We start from the raw sequence: 19220 nt of genomic DNA, 5'->3' as shown, positions 1-19220 counted from the left end.
GCCTCCAGCGCTTGATGGATAAGCGCTAGCAGCTCCTACTTTAATAGTGATAGAGCTGGTGGCACGGCACCCGCCGGGGTGCCCGCTGCCCAGGCGCGCAGCACCGCGTAACTGCGCCAGGGCCGCCAGGCCTGCGAGGCCTCGCCTGCGGCGCGGGCCGGGTTCTTGTGCCCCTGCACGCCCAGGGCCTTGTGCAGCGCCACATCCCCGGCCGGAAACGCATCGGGCCAGCGCAACACGCGCATGGCGATGTACTGGGCCGTCCAGTCGCCAATACCGGGCAGAGCGCACAGCGCGGCCGTGGTGCTGGCCACGTCGGCGCCCGCGTGCAAGGCCAGCGTGCCGCCATCCACGGCGCGGGCCAGCGCCACAATGGCAGCCTGGCGCTGGCGCACGATGCCCAGCTGGCCCAGGGTGTCGCCGTCGGCCACTGCCAGCGTGGCAGCGGTGGGGAACAGGCGGTTCAGCCCGGGCCAGGGCGTTTCGATGGGCTCACCCAGCCGCTCCACCAGCCGCTGGCCCAGGGTGCGCGCAGCGGCCACGGTGATCTGCTGGCCCAGCACGGCGCGCACGGCCAGCTCAAAGCCGTCGAACGCACCGGGCACGCGCAGGCCGTCGCCCTGGGGGAAGTGCGGATGCAGCACGGCGTTAATGGCCGCAGGGTCGGCGTCCAGGTCGAGCATGGCGCGCACGCGGCGGATCACGAGCGGCAACACGGGGTACAGGCTGTCGCTGGTCTGCAGCAGCACCTGGTGCCGGGCCCCGTCAAAGCGTGCGCTGAACCATCCCGTGGTTTCGCCGGGCAGGCCGGTGCAGGAGGCGGGCAGACGCACCGTGCGCCGCAGCGTGGTCTCCTCCGGCAGCACCCATTCCACACCGTGGAACTGCCGCCGTTCAAAAAAGGCCAGCAGCGCAGGCACATCAAACGGCGGGCGCCAGGCCAGGCGCAAGGTGCTGGTGGGTTGCGCCCCTGCGGTGGTGCCGCTGCGCCGCAGCTGTGTGGGGTTCAGGCCGTAGTGCCCCGAAAACGCCGCATTGAAGCGCCGCACGCTCGCAAAGCCGCTGGCCAGCGCCACCTGGGTAACGGGCATGGGGGTATCGGTGAGCAGTTGTTTGGCGGTCAGCAGCCGGCGCGTCTGCAGGTACTGCAGCGGCGATACGCCCAGGGCCGCCTCAAAAATGCGGCGCAGGTGCCGGTCGCTCACGCCCAGGCGCTCGGCCAGCCGGGCCACGGTGGAGCTGCCTTCGCCCGGTGCGGATGGGGCGGGCCACAGGTCGGGCGCATCCAGCAGGCGCACGGCCTGCTGCACCAGGATGCCACTGGCGTCCTGCACCGACCACACCAGCGCCTGCGGCGCCAGCTCGGGCCGGCAGCGCAAGCAGGGGCGAAAGCCCGCGTTCTCGGCCTGTGCGGCCAGCACAAAAAAGCGGCAGTTCTCGCGCCGGGGCGTGCGCACGGCGCACACGGGGCGGCAATAGATGCCGGTGGAGGTCACCGCCGTGAAGAAATGCCCGTCAAACCGTGCATCCCGCGCCAGCACCGCCAGGTAGCGGCCTTCGTCCAAGGCGGTGTCAGGTGCCTGGGCAACGGGTGGGGTGGGGGGGGAGGGCGGATTCATGGGCTGGATCATAGGAGCCGGGGGTGTTTTCACTGGCCGTTTTCGGACATGTGCCTCAGCCCAACGCGAGGGTTTGCCCCCAGTACCCCCGGAGGGCGCGCCTACAATGCAGCGGACTTCCGAAAACAGCCCAACTCCCTACGCGAAAGGCCCCTGCGTGCAGCCCACACCCGCCATTTTCAAAGCCTACGATATCCGCGGCATTGTGCCGTCCACGCTCAACGAAGAAGTTGCGCTCGGCCTGGGCCGGGCCTTTGGCACGGCAGCCCGCGCCGAGGGGCAGACCACCGTGGCGGTGGGGCGCGACGGGCGCCTGTCGGGCCCGGCCATCTCGGGTGCGCTGATCCAGGGGCTGGTGGAGGCGGGCATTGAGGTGATCGATGTGGGCCTGGTGACCACGCCGCTGCTGTACTTTGCAGCCAGCACGCTGTGTGCCAGCGGCATCCAGGTCACCGGCAGCCACAACCCCAGGGACTACAACGGTTTCAAGATGGTGCTGAACGGCCGCGCCATCTATGGCGAAGAAATCCAGCAGCTTCGCCGCACCATGGAGCAGGAAACCTGGCAGCTGCTGCCCGGCGGCTCGGTGCGCCATGTGGACGTGCTGCCCGCGTACCGCGAACGCATCGTGGGCGATGTGAAACTGGCCCGCCCGATCAAGATCGTGGTGGACTGCGGCAACGGCATCGCGGGCGCCTCGGCACCGGACATCTTCCGCGCCCTGGGCTGCGAAGTGATCGAGCTGTTCTCCGAGGTGGATGGCAACTTCCCCAACCACCACCCCGACCCGAGCAAGCCCGAGAACCTGCGTGATTTGATCGAGGCCCTGAAGGCCAGCGACGCCGAGCTGGGCCTGGCGTTTGACGGCGACGGCGACCGCTTAGGGATCGTGACCAAGGACGGCACCAACATCTTTCCCGACCGCCAGATGATGCTGTTTGCGCAAGACGTGCTCTCGCGCGTGCCCGGCGGCGAAATCATCTTCGACGTGAAGTGCACCCAGCGCCTGGCGCCTGCCATTGCGGCCGCTGGCGGCGTGCCGGTGATGTTCAAGACCGGCCACTCGCTCATCAAGGCCCGCATGAAGGAGACCAACTCCCCGCTGGGCGGCGAGATGAGCGGCCACATCTTCTTCAAGGAGCGCTGGTATGGTTTTGACGACGGCACCTACGCGGGCTGCCGCCTGCTGGAAATCCTGAGCAAGTCCACCGACCCGAGCGCCGTGCTCAACGCGCTGCCCACCAGTTTCTCCACCCCCGAGCTGAACGTGGCCTGCGCCGAGGGCGAACCCCACCGCCTCACGGCCGAGCTGCAGGCCCTGGCTGCAGAGACCTTTGCCGCGCCCTCGCAGATCAGCACCATCGATGGCCTGCGCGTGGACTGGCCCGACGGTTTTGGCCTGATCCGTGCCAGCAACACCACGCCGGTGCTGGTGCTTCGCTTTGAGGGCCACACCACCGAGGCCCTGGCCCGCATCGAAGCGGCCATGCTGGCCCTGCTGCACCGGGTCAAGCCCGATGCGCACGTCGGCGCCGCCAGCCACTGACGCCGTATCGTCGAACCCGCCGCGCCCCTCTTTCTGTGCCCCTCTTTCTGTATTTGTTGTTGAACCGCCCCGCATGAAACCGTCACTGTCCACCCCCTTGCGTGTTGCCGCTGCCCAGTCGCCCTCGGCGCCGGGTGATGTGGCGCGCAACGTGCAAACGCACCTGGCCTTCGTGCGGGCGGCGGTGCACGAACGTGTGCTGGTGCTGGTGTTTCCCGAGCTGTCGCTCACGGGGTATGAACCGAACCTGCTGGCGGCCAACGTGCTGTCGGCCGACCATCCCGCGCTGGCTCCCTTGCGGCAGTCTGCTCAGCAACATGGCATCACCCTGGTGGTGGGCGCCCCGGCTGCGCCGGTGGTGGCGGGCGCCTTGCCCGCCATTGGCGCCTGGGTGCTCGGGGCCGACGGCAGTGTGGCGCTGTACCGCAAGCGCCACCTGCACCCGAGCGAGGAGCGGTTCGCCAGTGCTGGCACCGACGACGCCCAGGTGCTGTTGCTGGCCGGTGAACCCACGGCGCTGGCCGTGTGTGCCGACATCACCCATCCCGAACACGCAATGGCCGCCAGCAATGCGGGAGCCGCGCTCTACGCGGCGGGCGTGCTGATTTCCGAGAAGGCCTATGGGGCCGAATCGGCTCTGCTGCAAGGCTATGCCCGTGACCACGACATGGCAGTGCTGGTGGCCAACTACAGCGGGCCCTCTGGCGGCTACGTGAGCGCGGGTCGTAGCGCCTTCTGGGCACCCGGTGGCCACTGCGTGGCAGCCGCGCCCGATGACAGCCCCAGCCTGGTGTGGGCGGCACGGGGCGACAGCGGCTGGACGGGCGGGGTGGTGGAGCTGGTCGGCTGATCCGCTGATCGATCCCCCGCATGAACGCTGCCCGCGCCCTGTATTCGCTGGTGACCTGGTGCGCGCAGCCCCTGCTGCGCCGCAAGCTGCGCCGCCGCGCCGTGGCCGAACCCGGCTATGCCCATGCGGTGGGCGAGCGTTTTGGCCGCTATCCAGTGCCCATGGACAGCATGGTGTCGCACCACAGCGCTGATCCGATAGGCCAGTTTGTCTGGGTCCACGCCGTGTCGCTGGGCGAAACCCGCGCCGCCGCCATCTTGCTGGCCCAGCTGCGCGAGCAGCTTCCGGGCATGCGCCTGCTGCTCACCCACGGCACGGCCACCGGGCGGGCCGAGGGCGAAAAGCTTCTGCTGCCCGGCGACGTGCAAGTGTGGCAGCCCTGGGATACACCGGGCGCCGTGGCGCGCTTTCTGCGCACCTTTCGCCCGGCCGTCGGCATCCTCATGGAAACCGAGGTCTGGCCCAACCTGGTGGCGGGCTGCCAGCAGCGTGGCGTGCCGCTGGTGCTGGCCAATGCGCGGTTCAACGTCCAATCGCTGCGCAAGGCCCAGCGGCTGGCAGCGCTGGCCCGGCCCGCCTATGGGGGGCTGACCGCTGCCTGGGCCCAGACCGAAGACGACGCCACCCGCCTGCGGGCCATCGGCACCCCGGTGCGCGGCGTGTTTGGCAACCTCAAGTTTGACGTGGTACCCGACGCCCGCCAGATCGCCCAGGGTCGGGCCTGGCACGCCCACACCGGGCGCCCCGTGGTGCTGCTGGCCAGCAGCCGGGAGGGCGAGGAGGCGATGTGGCTCGAAAACTTCAAGCCAAAACAGGCGCTAGCGCTTGATGGGAAAGCGCAAGAAGCTATCAATAATATAGCGGTCAGCGTGCAGTGGCTCATCGTGCCGCGCCACCCCCAGCGGTTTGACGAGGTGCAACAGCTGCTCCAGCGCGCTGGGCTCACCGTATCGCGCCGCAGCTACTGGGCGGCAGAACCCGAGGCGGCCGAAGTGTGGCTGGGGGATTCACTGGGCGAAATGGCGCTGTACTACGGCCTGGCCGATGTGGCCTTGCTGGGTGGCAGTTTTGCCCCCCTGGGCGGCCAGAACCTGATCGAGGCCGCCGCCTGCGGCTGCCCTGTGGTGCTGGGGCCGCATACCTTCAACTTTGCCGAGGCGGCCGAGCTGGCCTGCGCGGCAGGGGCTGCGCAGCGCGTGCCCGACATGGCCGGAGGCATGGCGCTCGCGGCCCAATTGGCGACGGATGCCCCGGAACAGGCTGCGGCCAGCGAACGTGCCAGCCGTTTTGCCACGGCGCACCGGGGAGCGGCCCGGGCTACGGCGCAGGCGGTGCAGGCCGTGCTGCAAGCCGCCGGGTAGCTCCGCGCGGCCCGTCCGCCAACCCCGTCAGGGCTTGATGAGCAAGGCGTTGATCGCCTCGATGTCCTGCTGCGTCAGCGTGCCCGCCGCCTGGCGCAATTTCAGCGTGCCGAGCAGCACGTTGTAGCGGGCCTGGGCCAGGTCGCGCTTGGTCTGGAAGAGCTGGCTTTGGGCATTGAGCACGTCGATGTTGATGCGCACGCCCACCTGGTAACCGAGCTTGTTGGCATCGAGCGCACTCTGGCTGGAGGCTTCGGCAGCCTCCAGGGCCTGCACCTGGCCCTGGCCGGATTGCACGCCAAAGAAGGCGGCCCGCGTGGCCTGGGCCACGTTGCGGCGCGTGGTCTCCAGGTCGGCGCTGGCCTTTTCTTCCAGCGCCAGGGTTTCCTTCACGCGGTTTTGCACCGCAAATCCGGCAAACAGCGGCAGATTGAAGGCCACGCCCACGCTGGCGCTGTTGGTGCGGTTGTTCACGCCGGGCGCCGTGATGGTGCCATTCGGATTGCGCGTGACGTTGTAGCCCACCTGCAGGTCCAGGGTGGGCAGGTGGCCGGTTTCGGCCTTTTTGGTTTCAAGGCGGGCAATGTCCAGCGCGATGGCGGCCTGGCGCACGCCGGGCTGCTGGTCGCGTGCAGTGTCCACCCAGGTGGTCACGTTGTCGGGCTGCACCGTGGGGAGTTGCACGGGCAGCGCCAGCGGCTGGGGCTTGGTGCCGGTGATGCCCACCAGCTGGTCCAGTGCCAGGCGTTTCACGCGCAGGTCGTTTTCGGCCGCGATTTCCTGGGCCACCACCAGGTCGTAGCGGGCCTGGGCCTCGCGCGAATCGGTGACGGTGGTGGTGCCCACCTCGAAGTTGCGCTTGGCGGAGGCCAGTTGCTCCGACACGGCGGCTTTTTGCGCCTGCACGAAGGCCAGGGTGTCCTGCGCGGCCAGCACGTCAAAGTAGGCCTGGCTCACGCGCACCAGCAGGTCTTGCGTGGCGGCGTCCAGCTGCGCCTGGGCCACGTCAATGCCGCGCTGGCCTTGCTCCAGCGTGATGCGGTTGGCGGGCCGGTACAGCGGTTGCGAGGCCTGCACGCCCACCGTCTGCGTGGTGCCGGTGTTCTCCACAGGCGGGCGGCTCAGTTCCACATTGGCGCGGCTGAGCCCGGCCGTGAGCGCGGCGCTGGGCAGCAGGCCGGCGCGGGCCTGGTCGGCGCGGCGGGATGCTGCGTCGAGCTGGGCTCGGGCCGACTGCCAGGTCGTGTCATAGGTGCGTGCCGATTCCACCAGCTCCAGCAGGCTCTGGGCATGCGCCGGGGCGCTCAGCGCCGCGCCGAGCGCCAGGGACAGAAGTGACAGGGAGAGGGGCCGGTGCGGAGTCATGGGGGTCCTTCGGAAGAGTCTGCGGTTCGATGGGAGAGCGGGTGCCAGGGGCGTGATCAATAGCGGGGCACGGTGGGGTCGTTTTCGTGCGACCAGGCATCAATGCCACCGGTGATATTGGCCAACTGTTCAAACCCGTTGTGTTGCAGGAACGATGCCACCCGCAGGCTGCGTGCGCCGTGGTGGCACAGGCACGCAATGGGGCGGGCGGGGTCCAGCTCGGCCAGTCGCCCGGGCAATTCGCCCATGGGGATGGCCACCAGTTCAAACCCATCGGCGCGTACGCTGGCGGTCTGCAGCTCCCAGGGTTCGCGCACGTCCAGCACCAGGGGCTGGCTGCCTTCGGGTGCGGCGGCAAACCAGGCAGACAGCTGGGCGGGGCGGACGTGATCGATCATGCAGAACTCCGAAGAAAGCCGAACAACAGGGTCAGAACGTAAAGCCGGAAGGTTCCGGGAAGTTCACCAGGCGCGGGGCGATGGTGTCCCAAGGCGAGGTGGTTTCGAAACGGTCGCCGGTGCGGCGGGTCAGGGTGAAACGCATCACGGGCTCGCCGCCCACGATGGCGCCCAGGCGGCCGCCGTCACGCAGCAGCGCAAGCAGGGAGGTGGGCACTTCGGCCACCGAGCCGCTGAGTACGATCACGTCGAACGGGCCGTCGGGAATGGCGTCGCGGGCGCCGTCGCCCAGGCGCACATCGGCGTTTTGAACACCCGCGTCGCGCAGGTTCTCACGGGCCATTTCGGCGAGTTCGGGGTTGATTTCGAGCGACACCACACGCTCGGCGCGGGCGGCCAGCAGGGCGGCCATGTAGCCCGAACCTGCACCGATTTCGAGCACGCGGTCGGTCGGCAAAATGCGCAGGTCTTGCAGGATGCGTGCCTCGACGCGCGGCTGCAGCATGCTGTGGCCCAGGCGCACGGCCTCTTCGGCGTCGTTACCCAGCAGGGGCACTTCGATGTCCATGAAGGCCAGGCTGCGGTAGGCCGGGGGAACAAAGTCTTCACGGCGGACCACCGCCAGCAGGTCGAGCACGTCAGCGTCGAGCACATTCCAGGGGCGGATCTGCTGCTCGATCATGTTGTAGCGGGCCTGGGCAATAGGGTCGCTGATGTTGGCGGACGTGTTCAGGGGCAGGTTCATGGGATTTCTCCGTGGGGCAGATGCAAGGCCGATCGGGACGATCAGGACAAACCTTCGATTTTAGGCGCTGCCGGAGCGCACCCCATCTTGCGAAGGGCCCACTGGGCCAAGTCGTCCATGTAGCAATACACCACCGGCACCACCACCAGGGTCAAGAGGGAAGAGGTAATGACCCCGCCAATCACAGCCTGACCCATGGGCGCGCGCTGCTCCGACCCTTCGGACAACGCGAACGCCAGTGGCACCATGCCGAAGATCATGGCCAGAGTGGTCATCAGGATGGGGCGCAGCCGCACCCGGGCAGCCAGCAGCAAGGCGTCGGCACGGGGTAGGCCGGGCACGGTCTGGCCCTGGTCGTTCACGTGCTCCTCGCGGGCACGGATCGCAAAGTCCACCAGCAAGATGGCGTTCTTGGTGACCAGCCCCATCAGCATCACCACGCCAATGATGGAGAACATCGACAGCGTGGAGCGAAACATCAGCAGCGCCAGCACCACGCCAATCAGCGTAAGCGGCAGCGAGGTCATGAGCGCCAGCGGCTGCAAGAAGCTCTTGAACTGGCTCGCCAGGATCATGTAGATGAAGATGATGGCCATGGCCAGCGCCGAAATGGCATAGCCAAAGGACTCGGCCATGTTCTTGGTGGAGCCGCTGAACTGGTAGCGATAGCCGGGCGGGAAGCTCACTTCCTCCAGCGCCTTCTTGATGTCGTTCGACACTTCACCGGCCGAGCGCTTTGCCACGTTGGCGTTCACCGCCACTTCGCGGGTCAGGTCGCGGCGGTTGATCTGGTTGGCGCCGGTGGATTCGGTCACGCTGGCTACCTGGTTCAGGCGCACGATGCGCGTAGTGCCGTCGGTGGCCGCCAGGGCAAAGGGCAGGCGCTCCAGGTCGGCGGGCTGGGTGCGGGCTTCGGGGGCCAGGCGCACGTTCACATCGTAGGTCTGGTCATCGGGGGCACGCCAGTTGCCCACCGTGGTGCCTGCCACCAGGGTGCGCAGCGATGCTGCCATGGGCGCCACCGACAGGCCCAGGTCCGACGCCACGTCGCGCTTGACCTCCAGGGCGATCACCGGCTTGTTGGGCTTGGCGCTGGTGTCCAGGTCCACCAGCCCGGGAATGTCGCGAATTTTTTCGGTGACCACCTTGGTCAGGCGCTCCAGCTCCTGCAGGTCGGGGCCTTGCAGCGAGAACTCCACCTGCTTGTTGCCACCCACGGCGTCCAGCAGGCCCACGTGGGTGATGGTGATGCCGGGCACGGTCTTGAGGCGTTCCCGCAGCACGTCGGACATCTGGTCCACGCTGCGGCTGCGGTCCTTGCGGTCCACCAGGCGCACGTAGATGTTGGCGTAGATCTTGCCCTGGGCGCTGCCGGTGTTGATGGTGGCCAGTGTGTAGCGCACCTCCGGCATCTCGCGCAGGATGCCCTCCACCTGTTGTGCCTTGGCCTCGGTGGCCTCCAGCGACGAACCCACGGGGGTGTAGAAATTGAGCGAGGTTTCGGAGAAGTCGGCCTTGGGCACGAACTCGGTGCCCAGCAGCGGCACCATGAAGATGCTCAGCACAAAGATGGCCAGCGCAATCGCCATGGTGGTCAGCTTGTGCACCAGCGACCACCGCAGGATGCGCTGGTAGCCCTCGGCCAATGCATCGGTGGCACGGTCGAACCAGCCTGTGACGCGGCCAATGGTCTTGTCGTAGAAGGTGACGGGCTCGATCTTCTGGCCGTGGGCATGGATGCTCGGGTCGTGCCAGATGCTCGACAGCATGGGGTCAAGCGTGAAGCTCACAAACATCGAGATCATCACCGCCGCCACGATGGTGATGCCGAACTCGTGGAAAAACTTGCCGATGATGCCGCCCATGAAGCCAATGGGCATGAACACCGCCACGATGGACAGCGTGGTGGCCAGCACCGCCAGGCCAATCTCCTGCGTGCCGTCCATGGCGGCTGCGTAGGCGCCTTTGCCCATCTGCACGTGGCGCACGATGTTCTCGCGCACCACGATGGCATCGTCGATCAACAGGCCCACGCACAGGCTCAGCGCCATCAGCGTGATCATGTTGATGGTGAAGCCGAACATGTTCATGAACAAGAACGTGCCGATCAGCGCAATGGGCAGCGTCAGCCCGGTGATCACGGTGGAGCGCCAGGAATTCAGGAACAGGAACACGATGAGCACCGTGAGGATGGCGCCCTCGATCAATGTCTGGCGCACGTTGTTCACCGCCACGCGGATCGGGCGGGCGCTGTCGCCAATGGTCTCCAGCCGCACGCCGGCGGGCAGCTGGTTCTTCAGCTCCACCACAGCGGCGTTCAGGCCGTCCACCACCTCGATGGTGTTTTCGCCCTGCGACTTCTGCACCGACAGCAGCAACGTGCGCTGGCCGTTGTACAGGGCCAGGCTTTCCACCTCCTGCGCGCCGTCGTTGACGCGGGCCACCTGGTCAAGCCGGACCGGCGCTCCGTTCTTGCGGGCGACGATGATCTTGCCGAAGTCTTCGGGGCGTTCCATGCGAGCGTCGATCTGCACCACGCGCTCCTGCGCGAGGGACCGGATGGAGCCCACGGGCAGGTCCTGGTTCTCGTTGCGCACGGCCTGCGCCACCTGGTCGGGGGTCACGCCAAACGCTTCGAGCGCCTGCGGGTTCAGGTAGATGTTGATCTCGCGCTTGGTGGCGCCCACCAGGTTCACGGCGCCCACGCCGCGCACGTTCTCCAGGCGTTTCTTCAGAATCTGCTCGGCCCAGGTGGTCAGCTCGACAGCGCTGCGACCGGATTTTTCGTCCGGCAGCACCGCGAGCGACCACACGGCGCGACTGGCCGGGTCAAAGCGCAGCACGCGGGGTTCCTTGACCTCGGTGCGCAGCAGGGGGCGCACAGTGGCCACCTTTTCGCGCACGTCCTCGGCGGCCTTGCGGCCGTCGATGTGGAGCTGAAACTCGATGATGACAACGGCCGTGCCTTCGTAGCTGCGCGAGGTCAGGGCGTTGATGCCTGCAATCGAGTTGACGCCTTCCTCGATCTTCTTGGTGACTTCGCTCTCGACGATTTCCGGCGACGCACCGGGGTAGTCCACGGTGACCACCACCACCGGAAAGTCGATGTTGGGGAACTGGTCAACCTTCAGGCGCTGGTAGGAGAACAGGCCCAGCACGACGATGGCAAGCATCACCATCGTGGCGAACACGGGGTTTTTAAGGCTGACTTTGGTGAACCACATGGCGGGTCGGGGTAGTCAGGGTGATCAGGGAGCAGCGCGGGATGCCGCTGCCAATGCAGGTGCAGCAGCGGCTGTCGCAGCTGATGCAGCCACCGCCACGGCCGTGCCCTCGCGCAGCAGGCCAATCCGGCCCGCAATCACCACCGTGCCTTCGGGCACACCTTCGACCGCCACCAGGGTCTGGCCGCCCACCACCGCGCGGGTGCCGGTCTTGACGGGTGCATAGACCACGCGGCCATCTTTCAAGGTTTGGAGGTAGGGGGCGGGCTTGTCGGTGCGCACGGCGTCCAGCGGCACGGCCAGCACATCGGCCCGCCCAGTATCGAGCGTTCCCTGCACAAACAGGCCTTGCCGCAGCGGCGTGGCGCCGGGGGCTTGCTCAACCCGCAGGTAGACGGGCACCGTGCGGCTGCCTGCCTGGGCGCTGGGGTTGATGCGCACCACGGTGGCAGGCACCGGGGCGGGAATGCCCTCGATGGTGAGCTGCGCCTTCTGGCCCACCTGCACCGCCACGGAATCCGCCGGGTTGAGCAGCGCTTCTAGCTCGAGCCGCGACAGGTCCACCACCTCGATGATGCGGGCGTCCACCGCCACGCGCTCGCCCGGCTGGGCCAGGCGCTGCGCGACCAGCCCGCTGATGGGGCTCTTGAGCACGGTGTCCTCCAGCGCCTTGCGGGCCACGTCAGCGGCGGCCATTGCGGCCTGGTGGTTGGACTGCGCAGATTCGAGGCTGGCTTGCGAGGTAACCAGCGCCGTGGCCGAGATGAATCCCTGGTCCACCAGCGCGCGGTTGTTGGTGTACTGGCGCTGGTTGATATCCACCTGGGCTTTGGCGGCATCGGCCTGCTGCTGCGCCTGGCGCAGGCGGGCGCGGGCTTCGGTGGGGTCGATGCGGGCCACTTCCTGCCCGGCCTTCACGCTGTCGCCTTCGCGCACCGTCAGCCCCTGCAACTCACCGCCCACGCGCGCCTTGACCATGGCCGAGTCCACCGCCCGCAAGGCGCCCGATACGGGCACGCCAAGCGCCAGGTTCTGCCGCCGCACCGGCAACACCTCTTGGGCTGCCAGTTGCAGCGGCGCCTGGGCGCGCTGGGCCGTGGTTTCGGCCAATGCCTTTTGCTGCGCCTGCCGCGCCGCCATGGCCCGCCACACGCCGCCGCCGAGCAAGACAACAACGACGGCTGCCACCATCCAGGGAATCCAGCGTTTCATGGTCAGGAGCCGCGTGAGGGCGGCGCAGAAAAAGTGTGAGAGGGGGAGGGCACGGGAGAAGAAGGGTCGGGCCGCACCAGCAGCCCGTTCAGCACATTGTCGATCTGGGCATCGATGTACAACTCAGGCCGCAGGCCCAGCGAGTCTGGAATGCAGGCCCCCACCGAGTGCTTCCACATCATGAGGAAGATCATGGGCGCCAGAACCACATGCACGATGTAGTCCAGTGGCACGGGGCGGAATTCGCCGCGCTCGATGCCGCGTTCGACGATGCGGCGGATCAGCGCCTGCCCCGGCAGAATCACCTCCTGCTGGTAGAACTCGGTGATCTCCGGGAAATTCTGGGCCTCGCTGAACATCAGCTTGGTAATACCCGAGGCTTTGGTGGCGCCTATGCGCTCCCACCACACCTGGTAGCAGTACCGCAGCAGATCGCTGGTGGTGCCGACAAAGGAATCCAGCTCATCCCGCCACTCTTCAAAACGGCCCGCGATGTTCTGGCGCACCACCGCCTTGAAAAGCTCTTCCTTGCTGGGGAAATACAAAAACAGCGTGCCCTTGGAGACGCCTGCACGGGCCGCCACTTCATCCACCCGTGTCGCGGCAAACCCTTTTTCGACAAACAGGTCCAGCGCGGCCTCCAGCAACTCACCCGGGCGGGCTTCCTTGCGGCGCTCGCGTTTGGTGCCGACGGAGGCGGTGGGGGGAAGGGAGGTGGAAGGCAAGGAAGGGCTTCGTTAATGACTGACCGGTTAGTAATGTAGCAAGCACGGGATAGGGCGTCAATTCATAATGGTCAAGTTTGAACCCAAGGACCACCATGACTTTGCAAACCATCACCCTGGGCGGCGGCTGTTTCTGGTGCACGGAGGCGGTCTTCGACCGCGTGCGCGGCGTCACCGACGTGGAAAGCGGCTACACCAACGGCCACACGCTGAACCCCAGCTACGAACAAATCTGCCGGGGCGACACCGGCCACGCCGAGGTGGTGCGCCTGACGTTTGACGCCGACGAGATCAGCCTGCAAGAGGTGTTGGAAATCTTCTTCCATACCCACGACCCGACCACCCTCAACCGCCAGGGCAACGACGTGGGCACCCAGTACCGCAGCGGCATCTATTACGAAGACCCTGCGCACGGTGACATTGCCAACGACATGATTCGCCAGATGTCGCAAGACAAGCTGTTTGGTGCGCCGATCACCACCGAGGTGAAGCCGTTGAACAACTACAGCACGGCAGAGGCGTATCACCAGGACTACTTTGCGAACAACCCGAACGCGGGGTACTGCGCGTTTGTGGTGGGGCCGAAGGTGGACAAGTTCAGGAAGACATTTGCGAAGTACCTGAAGGGAAATTGAGCCCGACAGCCGCAGCGGCTTTCGGGCTGCGTTGGCTGACCCGCACGCGCACCACCCCGCCCATGATGCCGCCGAGCGCACGTTGCAGTGGGCTGGGGGTGTGGGGGGCCAGCAGGGTTTGCATCAGGATTCGCGGGGAAATGAATTCATGCTTTTCGAAGCCGTGCTGCAACAGCAGCAATTGCAGTTCCTGGTCTCCGATAAAACAGCGCCAGGGTTCTCCCATGCGGCGAAACCGTCGCGCCATGAGCCGCAACCCCAGGCGCCTGGGCACATCAAGGGCCGCAGGGCGTCGCAGATAGTCAAATACGACCATGCTTCCCGGCGCAGCCATTGCGCCAATCCGTGCCAGGGTTGTCTCCACCGCCGCGGGTGCCAGGTACATCGTCACGCCCAGCCATGAAAACACCGTGCGATGGCCGGGCTGCCAGCCATGGGTAATCAACTGCTCCACAAAATCCTGCTGCTCGAAATCCACGGGGACATAGCTTGCGGCCGCAGGCATCTTGAGCCCGGCGCGCTCCACCAACTGGCGCTTCCATACCTGGGTGGCGGGGTGGTCCACTTCGAAAACGCGCTCCAGTCCTCGCGGCCATCGATTGCGCAATGCGAAGGTGTCAAGGCCGGCACCCAGCAACACGTATTGGGTGGCGCCGGCAGCGACGGCGTCAGTCAGCGTGTCTTCGGCGATGCGGCTGCGCGCAGCTAACCCGCCACGCATGGCCTGCGAAATGCTTCCGTTTTCACGCCTGCGCCCACGCGGACCGTCACTCTCCACTTCCTCAATGACACGCTTAGCCTCTTCCGGCCCCAGGATGTCCAGCGCCAATTCATCCTTGAACACCGCCCCTGCATCCAGCAACTGATGGCGGGCCCGGGAGATGCCGCACAGCCACGCGGTGTGGCTGGGCTGTGCTGAGGCTAAGAGAGGCTGTGGTGCGGAGATGGCAGGAGAGTGCATGGTGATGCGGGTGGCTGTCATGGTGGGCGGATTCTCCAATCTGGCCTTGCCTACGTCTTGAACGTTTTCGCCATGGCCGAGCCGCCGAAATCTGTTTACCATCGGCCGCCATGCGCGCCAGGATCTCGCTTCCCTACGCTTCCGTGGCACTGCCGCCGCTGTCGTGCGCCGGCAGCATCCGTGCCTACATCATGAAAGACACCACCGCCGATGCGGGCACGGCGGGGCGGACCAATCGCTACCCCGCCTCTGTTTATTGCGGCATCGCCTGGTATCTGGAAGGCACGTCGGAACAACTGGGCGACGATATGCGCGGGCTGCGCCAATTGCCGGCAACCCTGCTGCTGGGCCCACAGTCCCGGCCACTGGTCACGCGCAACCCTGGGCCTGTACGCACGTTTGGGGTCGTGTTTCATCCGCAGGCATTCCATCGCATGACCGGCCTGGACATGAGCTCTCTTGTCGACGGCCTGGTGCCTGCTGAGCAGGTGTTGCCTGCCGCCTGGCAGGAGCTGTGCGCAACCGTGCGGTCGGCGACCGATGACGTGCAGCGCATGGAGTTGCTCGAAACGTTCGTGAAGCAGCATGATCTTCTGCTCCCTGCGTCCCCGTCACCGGGGGCGGCGGCGGTGCGCTGGATGCGAGATCTGCGCGCCCACGCCCTGCGTGCCGGGCTGGGCGAGAGCGTGCGCAGCCTGGAGCGCCTGGCGCATGTCTGGGCGGGCCAGTCGCTGCGCCGCCTGGGGTGGTTGTCGCGTGCCGAAGATGCCTTGCTGCACGCACGGCAGGAAGGCGATCGATCCGGGCACCCGCCGCGCTGGCAGGACGTGGCCCTGAGTGCGGGCTACGCAGACCAGTCCCATCTGTGCCGCGAGGCCCGGCGGGTCACCGGCGCAAGCCCCAGCGAACTGGCAAGGCGTGTGGAAGCCCATGACGACAGCTACTGGTTCTATCGGATCTGGTCATAGCCATGGTGATTTGGGGGGAGATTGCCCCGTGGGTACGGCAAGCATCGGCATAATGCAATCCGTTTGCGTTATTGCAAGCACTCCTATTTCCCGCTCCTGAGCCATGCCCACCTCCCAGCCCCCAGCCGCCGCATTGCCGCCCCACCGTGCCTGGGTCTTGCCCGAGGGCATGCGCGCCACCCGCGCCACGCGGGCCTTGGCGGCACTGTACGAGGCCCGCCCGGACACGGCCCTGTCCGAGCCCGAGGTGGAGGCGGCGCTGGCCGCAGCGGGGGCAGCAGTCAACAAGGTCACGGTCTACCGCATGCTCGACCGCTTTGCCGCTGCTGGCCTGCTGCACAAGCAGGTGGACGCTGCCCGCGTGACCCGGTATGCACTGGCCCCCCAAGGCGAAGAGGGCGCAGCCCCCAGATTCGAATGCGACGATTGCCACCGCCAGTTCCGCCTCTCGCAGGGATCGGCCAAGGTGCAGACCGCCCTCAAGCAGGTGCTGCAGGCGCTGGCCACGGCCGGGCATGAGAGCTTGGCGGTGGACATCGCGGTCCACGGGCGCTGTGCAGACTGCGCCCACCCGGCCGAGGGCGCTGCCGCATGATCCGCACACGAGGCCTTTCCTACACCTATGCCACGGGCGGCGCCGCGCCGCTGCGCTTCCCCGATGTGGACCTGCGCCAGGGCGGCACCTTGTTGCTGCGCGGGCGCTCGGGCTCGGGCAAGTCCACCTGGCTGGCGCTGATGGCCGGGCTGCGCGGAGCCAGCGGGGGCGACCTGTTTGTGGCGGGCACGCAGCTGGGCACGCAGCGCGGGGCCGAGATTGATGCCTGGCGCGCGCGCAGCATTGGCTTTTTGCCGCAAAAGCTCTACCTCAGCAGCGCGCTCACGGTGGCCGACAACCTGGCGCTGGTCTACTTTGCGGCCGGGCTGCCACGCGACGATGCCGCCATCACGCGTGCGCTGGCGCAGGTGGGGGTGGCCGAGCTGGCCGACCGCAAGCCGCACCAGCTTTCGGGCGGGCAGGCGCAGCGCGTGGCGCTGGCGCGGGCCGTGCTGCTGGCGCCGCAGGTGCTGCTGGCCGACGAGCCCACGGCCAGCCTGGACGACGAGGCCGCCGCAGACGCGCTGGCGCTGCTGCAGCACAGCGCCGCCGCCTGCGATGCCAGCCTGGTGATTGCCACGCACGACCAGCGTGTGGTCCAAGCCCTGGCCGGTGTGCAAACGCTGGATTTGAATGAAATCGGCGCCCAGCGCTTGATGGATAAGCGCGAGTAGCTATGAATTCAGGAGTCTTCAAACTGGCGCGCCTGTCATGGCGCTACCTGTGGTCCCGGCCTTTGGCGGCTGTGCTGAACCTGCTGGTGCTGACGCTCGGCCTGGCCGCCATCACGCTGGTGCTGCTGGTGGCCACGCAGCTCGACAAGGCGTTTGAGCGTGATCTGAGCGGCATCGACCTGGTAGTGGGCGCCAAGGGCAGCCCGCTGCAGCTCATCCTGGCGGGCGTGTTCCACATCGACGTACCCACGGGCAACATCCCCCTGCAAGAAGTGCAGGCGCTGCAGAAGAACCCGCTGGTGGCGCAGGTCATACCGCTGAGCCTGGGCGACAGCTACCAGGGCTTTCGCATCGTGGGCACCACGCCCGACTATCTGCTGCACTATGAAGTCCAGTTTGCCAAGGGCGCGCTGTGGCAGCAGCCCATGGACGCGGTGCTGGGCGCCACGGTCGCCCGCAGCATCGTCAAAGCCGACCATGGTGGTGCACCGTTGGTGGGCGCCACATTCGTGGGCAGCCATGGGCTGGGGGGAGGAGGGCATGCACACGGCGATCACCCCTACCGCGTGAGCGGCGTGCTGGCGCCCTGCGGCTGCGTGCTCGACCGGCTGATTCTGACCAGCACCGAATCCGTTTGGATGGTGCACGAAACGGCCACGGCCAACGATGCCGAAGACCTGGAGATCATGAAGGAAGAGCGCGAAGTGACCGTGGCCCTGGTGCGCTACCGCACGCCCATGGCCGCCATCACGCTGCCGCGCCAGATCAACAGTGACACCTCCATGCAGGCGGCGGCACCGGCCATTGAAGTCACACGCCTGCTGCGCCTGCTGGGCGTGGGCGCCGATGTGCTGCGTGCCTTTGGCGGCGTGCTGCTCGCCGTGGCTGCTTTGAGTGTGTTCATTGCCCTGTGGAACGCCGTGCGCGAGCGCCGTGCCGATCTGGCCATGCTGCGCATGCTGGGCGCACCGCCGGGCCGCGTGGCGGGGCTGGTGCTGTGGGAGGCCCTGTGGCTGGCCGCGATGGCGTCTGTTCTGGGCCTGCTGCTGGGCCACGGCCTGGCCCATGGCCTGGGCTGGGCACTGCAGGCGCAGGGGCTGCTGCCTGTCACCGGCCTCATCTGGCTGCCCGCCGAAGCGGGTGTGCCGCTGATGGCCGCCGGTGTGGCGGCGCTGGCGGCGCTGCTGCCCGCCATGCAGGCGTACCGCACGGACGTGGCCGACCTGTTAAGCCAGCCCTGATGCAGCCATCGAGTTCTGTCCTCTAAAAACCGTCCCCCAACCAATCTGAAAGGCCTTCCATGAAAAAGCTCCTCACCGCACTCGCCCTGGCCCCCATGCTGCTCGTCGGCGCCCTGGCGCACGCCCAGGCCCACAACGACAAAGAGACCAAAGAAGACATCGCCCGCCACCGCGCCATGGCCGCCGCCCACGAGGCCGCCGCCAAGTGCCTCGAATCCGGCAAGGGCGAGGACGTCTGCCAGAAGGAACTCCAGGCTGCCTGCAAGGGTCTGGCGATTGGCAAATACTGCGGCATGAAGCACGCGCACTGAGGCGATGGGCCTCCAGGCCCGCTACCATTTCTGAAAACGCTACAGATCAGGTTTCCCGCCATGGCAATCCACCCCGCTCACCGTCATCCAGCTGCACAACCCGATGCCGGAGCCAGCCGCACCCGCACTGCCCGGCGCGCCTGTGCGATGGTGGTGCTGGCCTGGACTGGGGCCGTACTCGCACAGTCGCCGACCGCTGCGCCCACGGGCAAACCAGCGCCGGGGGAATTTGAACGCGCGACCGGAAAAACGCCCGGTGCCGCGCCCACCACCGCACCCGCGCTCTCGTCTCCTTTGCCTGCGGGCGCGGGCACCGCCATGCCATCGGGCGTTGCGTCGGGCAGCGGGGCGGGCTACCACAGCCCCAACAGCCCCATTGCGCCGCTGCCCCAGCGCAATGACGTGGTGCCGTGGTCCGTGCTGACCGACCTGACCAAAAAGACCACCAAGGACGGCATCCTGCCCGTGTTCAACGACGCGCAAAAGGGCATGGACAAGACCACGCAGCGCATCCAGGGCTTCATGGTGCCGCTGGATGCCAAGCCCACGCAGACCCACTTTCTACTTACCTCCGTGCCAATGACCTGCTCGTTCTGCACGCCGGGCGGGCCAGAGAGCATGGTCGAGGTCAAGGCCAAGACGCCCGTGCGCTATTCGCTGGAACCGGTGGTGGTGGAGGGCAAGTTCACCGTGCTCCCCAACGACCAATATGGCCTGTACTACCGCGTGGTGGACGCGGTGCCCGTGAAGTAATTCCTCCGCCTTTTTCCCCGATCCCGCTGCCTTCCTT

At 67.0% G+C, this 19220-nt stretch carries 18 protein-coding genes; 10 read left to right on the top strand and 8 right to left on the bottom strand.

What is annotated here, in order from left to right; all coding sequences use genetic code 11:
* Nucleotides 1-35: 35 nt before the first annotated feature.
* Complete coding sequence (locus tag ACODS0_RS16450) at nucleotides 36-1619, bottom strand: DNA-3-methyladenine glycosylase 2 family protein (RefSeq protein WP_488836028.1); 1584 nt, start codon at nucleotides 1617-1619, stop codon at nucleotides 36-38.
* Nucleotides 1620-1776: 157 nt separating this feature from the next.
* On the opposite strand from ACODS0_RS16450, the gene ACODS0_RS16445 reads away from it, so the two are divergent.
* The 3 genes from ACODS0_RS16445 (at nucleotide 1777) to ACODS0_RS16435 (ending at nucleotide 5376) form a co-directional block, all read left to right on the top strand.
* Nucleotides 1777-3165: a phosphomannomutase/phosphoglucomutase gene (locus ACODS0_RS16445; RefSeq protein ID WP_488836027.1), complete on the top strand. Its 1389-nt coding sequence runs from the start codon at nucleotides 1777-1779 to the stop codon at nucleotides 3163-3165.
* 73 nt (nucleotides 3166-3238) lie between these two features.
* Complete coding sequence (locus ACODS0_RS16440; RefSeq protein ID WP_218301075.1) at nucleotides 3239-4015, top strand: carbon-nitrogen hydrolase family protein; 777 nt, start codon at nucleotides 3239-3241, stop codon at nucleotides 4013-4015.
* A gap of 20 nt (nucleotides 4016-4035) precedes the next feature.
* Nucleotides 4036-5376 carry a 3-deoxy-D-manno-octulosonic acid transferase gene (locus ACODS0_RS16435; protein ID WP_488836026.1) on the top strand — a complete coding sequence of 447 codons (1341 nt, stop codon included), beginning with the start codon at nucleotides 4036-4038 and terminating at the stop codon, nucleotides 5374-5376.
* Between the two features lie 27 nt (nucleotides 5377-5403).
* Here ACODS0_RS16435 and ACODS0_RS16430 read toward each other — a convergent pair whose 3' ends face one another.
* The 6 genes from ACODS0_RS16430 to ACODS0_RS16405 are packed head-to-tail and all read right to left on the bottom strand — an operon-like array spanning nucleotide 5404 to nucleotide 13045.
* Entirely contained in the window at nucleotides 5404-6741 is a 1338-nt protein-coding gene (locus tag ACODS0_RS16430) for a TolC family outer membrane protein (RefSeq protein WP_218301077.1), read from the bottom strand.
* A gap of 56 nt (nucleotides 6742-6797) precedes the next feature.
* Nucleotides 6798-7139 (bottom strand): rhodanese-like domain-containing protein, encoded by a 342-nt coding sequence (locus tag ACODS0_RS16425; protein WP_121420154.1) that lies wholly within the window; start codon nucleotides 7137-7139, stop codon nucleotides 6798-6800.
* A 31-nt stretch (nucleotides 7140-7170) separates the two neighbouring features.
* Nucleotides 7171-7884 (bottom strand): protein-L-isoaspartate O-methyltransferase family protein, encoded by a 714-nt coding sequence (locus ACODS0_RS16420; protein ID WP_488836025.1) that lies wholly within the window; start codon nucleotides 7882-7884, stop codon nucleotides 7171-7173.
* A gap of 41 nt (nucleotides 7885-7925) precedes the next feature.
* Nucleotides 7926-11108, bottom strand: a complete 3183-nt coding sequence (locus ACODS0_RS16415) for an efflux RND transporter permease subunit (RefSeq protein WP_488836024.1) — start codon at nucleotides 11106-11108, stop codon at nucleotides 7926-7928.
* A 24-nt stretch (nucleotides 11109-11132) separates the two neighbouring features.
* The gene (locus tag ACODS0_RS16410; protein WP_121420157.1) at nucleotides 11133-12320 is read right to left on the bottom strand and encodes an efflux RND transporter periplasmic adaptor subunit; all 1188 of its coding nucleotides are present in this window, start codon (nucleotides 12318-12320) and stop codon (nucleotides 11133-11135) included.
* Nucleotides 12321-12322: 2 nt separating this feature from the next.
* On the bottom strand, nucleotides 12323-13045 hold the full coding sequence (locus ACODS0_RS16405; RefSeq protein ID WP_121420158.1) for a TetR/AcrR family transcriptional regulator: 723 nt from the start codon (nucleotides 13043-13045) through the stop codon (nucleotides 12323-12325).
* Between the two features lie 95 nt (nucleotides 13046-13140).
* Here ACODS0_RS16405 and msrA point away from each other — a divergent pair, with 95 nt between their 5' ends.
* Nucleotides 13141-13680, top strand: coding sequence for a peptide-methionine (S)-S-oxide reductase MsrA (gene msrA / locus ACODS0_RS16400; RefSeq protein ID WP_488836023.1), 540 nt, complete (start codon nucleotides 13141-13143; stop codon nucleotides 13678-13680).
* Here the strand turns inward: msrA and ACODS0_RS16395 are convergent.
* Nucleotides 13643-14641 carry a class I SAM-dependent methyltransferase gene (locus tag ACODS0_RS16395; protein WP_488836103.1) on the bottom strand — a complete coding sequence of 333 codons (999 nt, stop codon included), beginning with the start codon at nucleotides 14639-14641 and terminating at the stop codon, nucleotides 13643-13645. The genes msrA and ACODS0_RS16395 overlap by 38 nt on opposite strands.
* Before the next feature lie 110 nt (nucleotides 14642-14751).
* On the opposite strand from ACODS0_RS16395, the gene ACODS0_RS16390 reads away from it, so the two are divergent.
* The 6 genes from ACODS0_RS16390 (at nucleotide 14752) to ACODS0_RS16365 (ending at nucleotide 19183) form a co-directional block, all read left to right on the top strand.
* Nucleotides 14752-15609 carry a DUF6597 domain-containing transcriptional factor gene (locus ACODS0_RS16390; protein ID WP_488836022.1) on the top strand — a complete coding sequence of 286 codons (858 nt, stop codon included), beginning with the start codon at nucleotides 14752-14754 and terminating at the stop codon, nucleotides 15607-15609.
* A 169-nt stretch (nucleotides 15610-15778) separates the two neighbouring features.
* A complete protein-coding gene (locus tag ACODS0_RS16385) occupies nucleotides 15779-16204 on the top strand; it encodes a Fur family transcriptional regulator (protein ID WP_488836102.1) in 426 nt (141 codons plus the stop codon).
* The gene (locus ACODS0_RS16380) at nucleotides 16201-16878 is read left to right on the top strand and encodes an ABC transporter ATP-binding protein (protein WP_488836021.1); all 678 of its coding nucleotides are present in this window, start codon (nucleotides 16201-16203) and stop codon (nucleotides 16876-16878) included. Before ACODS0_RS16385 ends, ACODS0_RS16380 begins: the two co-directional genes overlap by 4 nt.
* A 2-nt stretch (nucleotides 16879-16880) precedes the next feature.
* Nucleotides 16881-18119, top strand: a complete 1239-nt coding sequence (locus tag ACODS0_RS16375; RefSeq protein WP_488836020.1) for an ABC transporter permease — start codon at nucleotides 16881-16883, stop codon at nucleotides 18117-18119.
* Nucleotides 18120-18178: 59 nt separating this feature from the next.
* The gene (locus ACODS0_RS16370) at nucleotides 18179-18430 is read left to right on the top strand and encodes a hypothetical protein (RefSeq protein WP_218301085.1); all 252 of its coding nucleotides are present in this window, start codon (nucleotides 18179-18181) and stop codon (nucleotides 18428-18430) included.
* Nucleotides 18431-18577: 147 nt separating this feature from the next.
* Nucleotides 18578-19183: a DUF3299 domain-containing protein gene (locus tag ACODS0_RS16365; RefSeq protein WP_121420164.1), complete on the top strand. Its 606-nt coding sequence runs from the start codon at nucleotides 18578-18580 to the stop codon at nucleotides 19181-19183.
* Nucleotides 19184-19220 lie beyond the last annotated feature (37 nt).

This window comes from Acidovorax sp. FG60, assembly GCF_057808995.1.
Note: the sequence above shows the minus strand (reverse complement) of the source record. Positions and strands in the feature narration are given on the sequence as shown.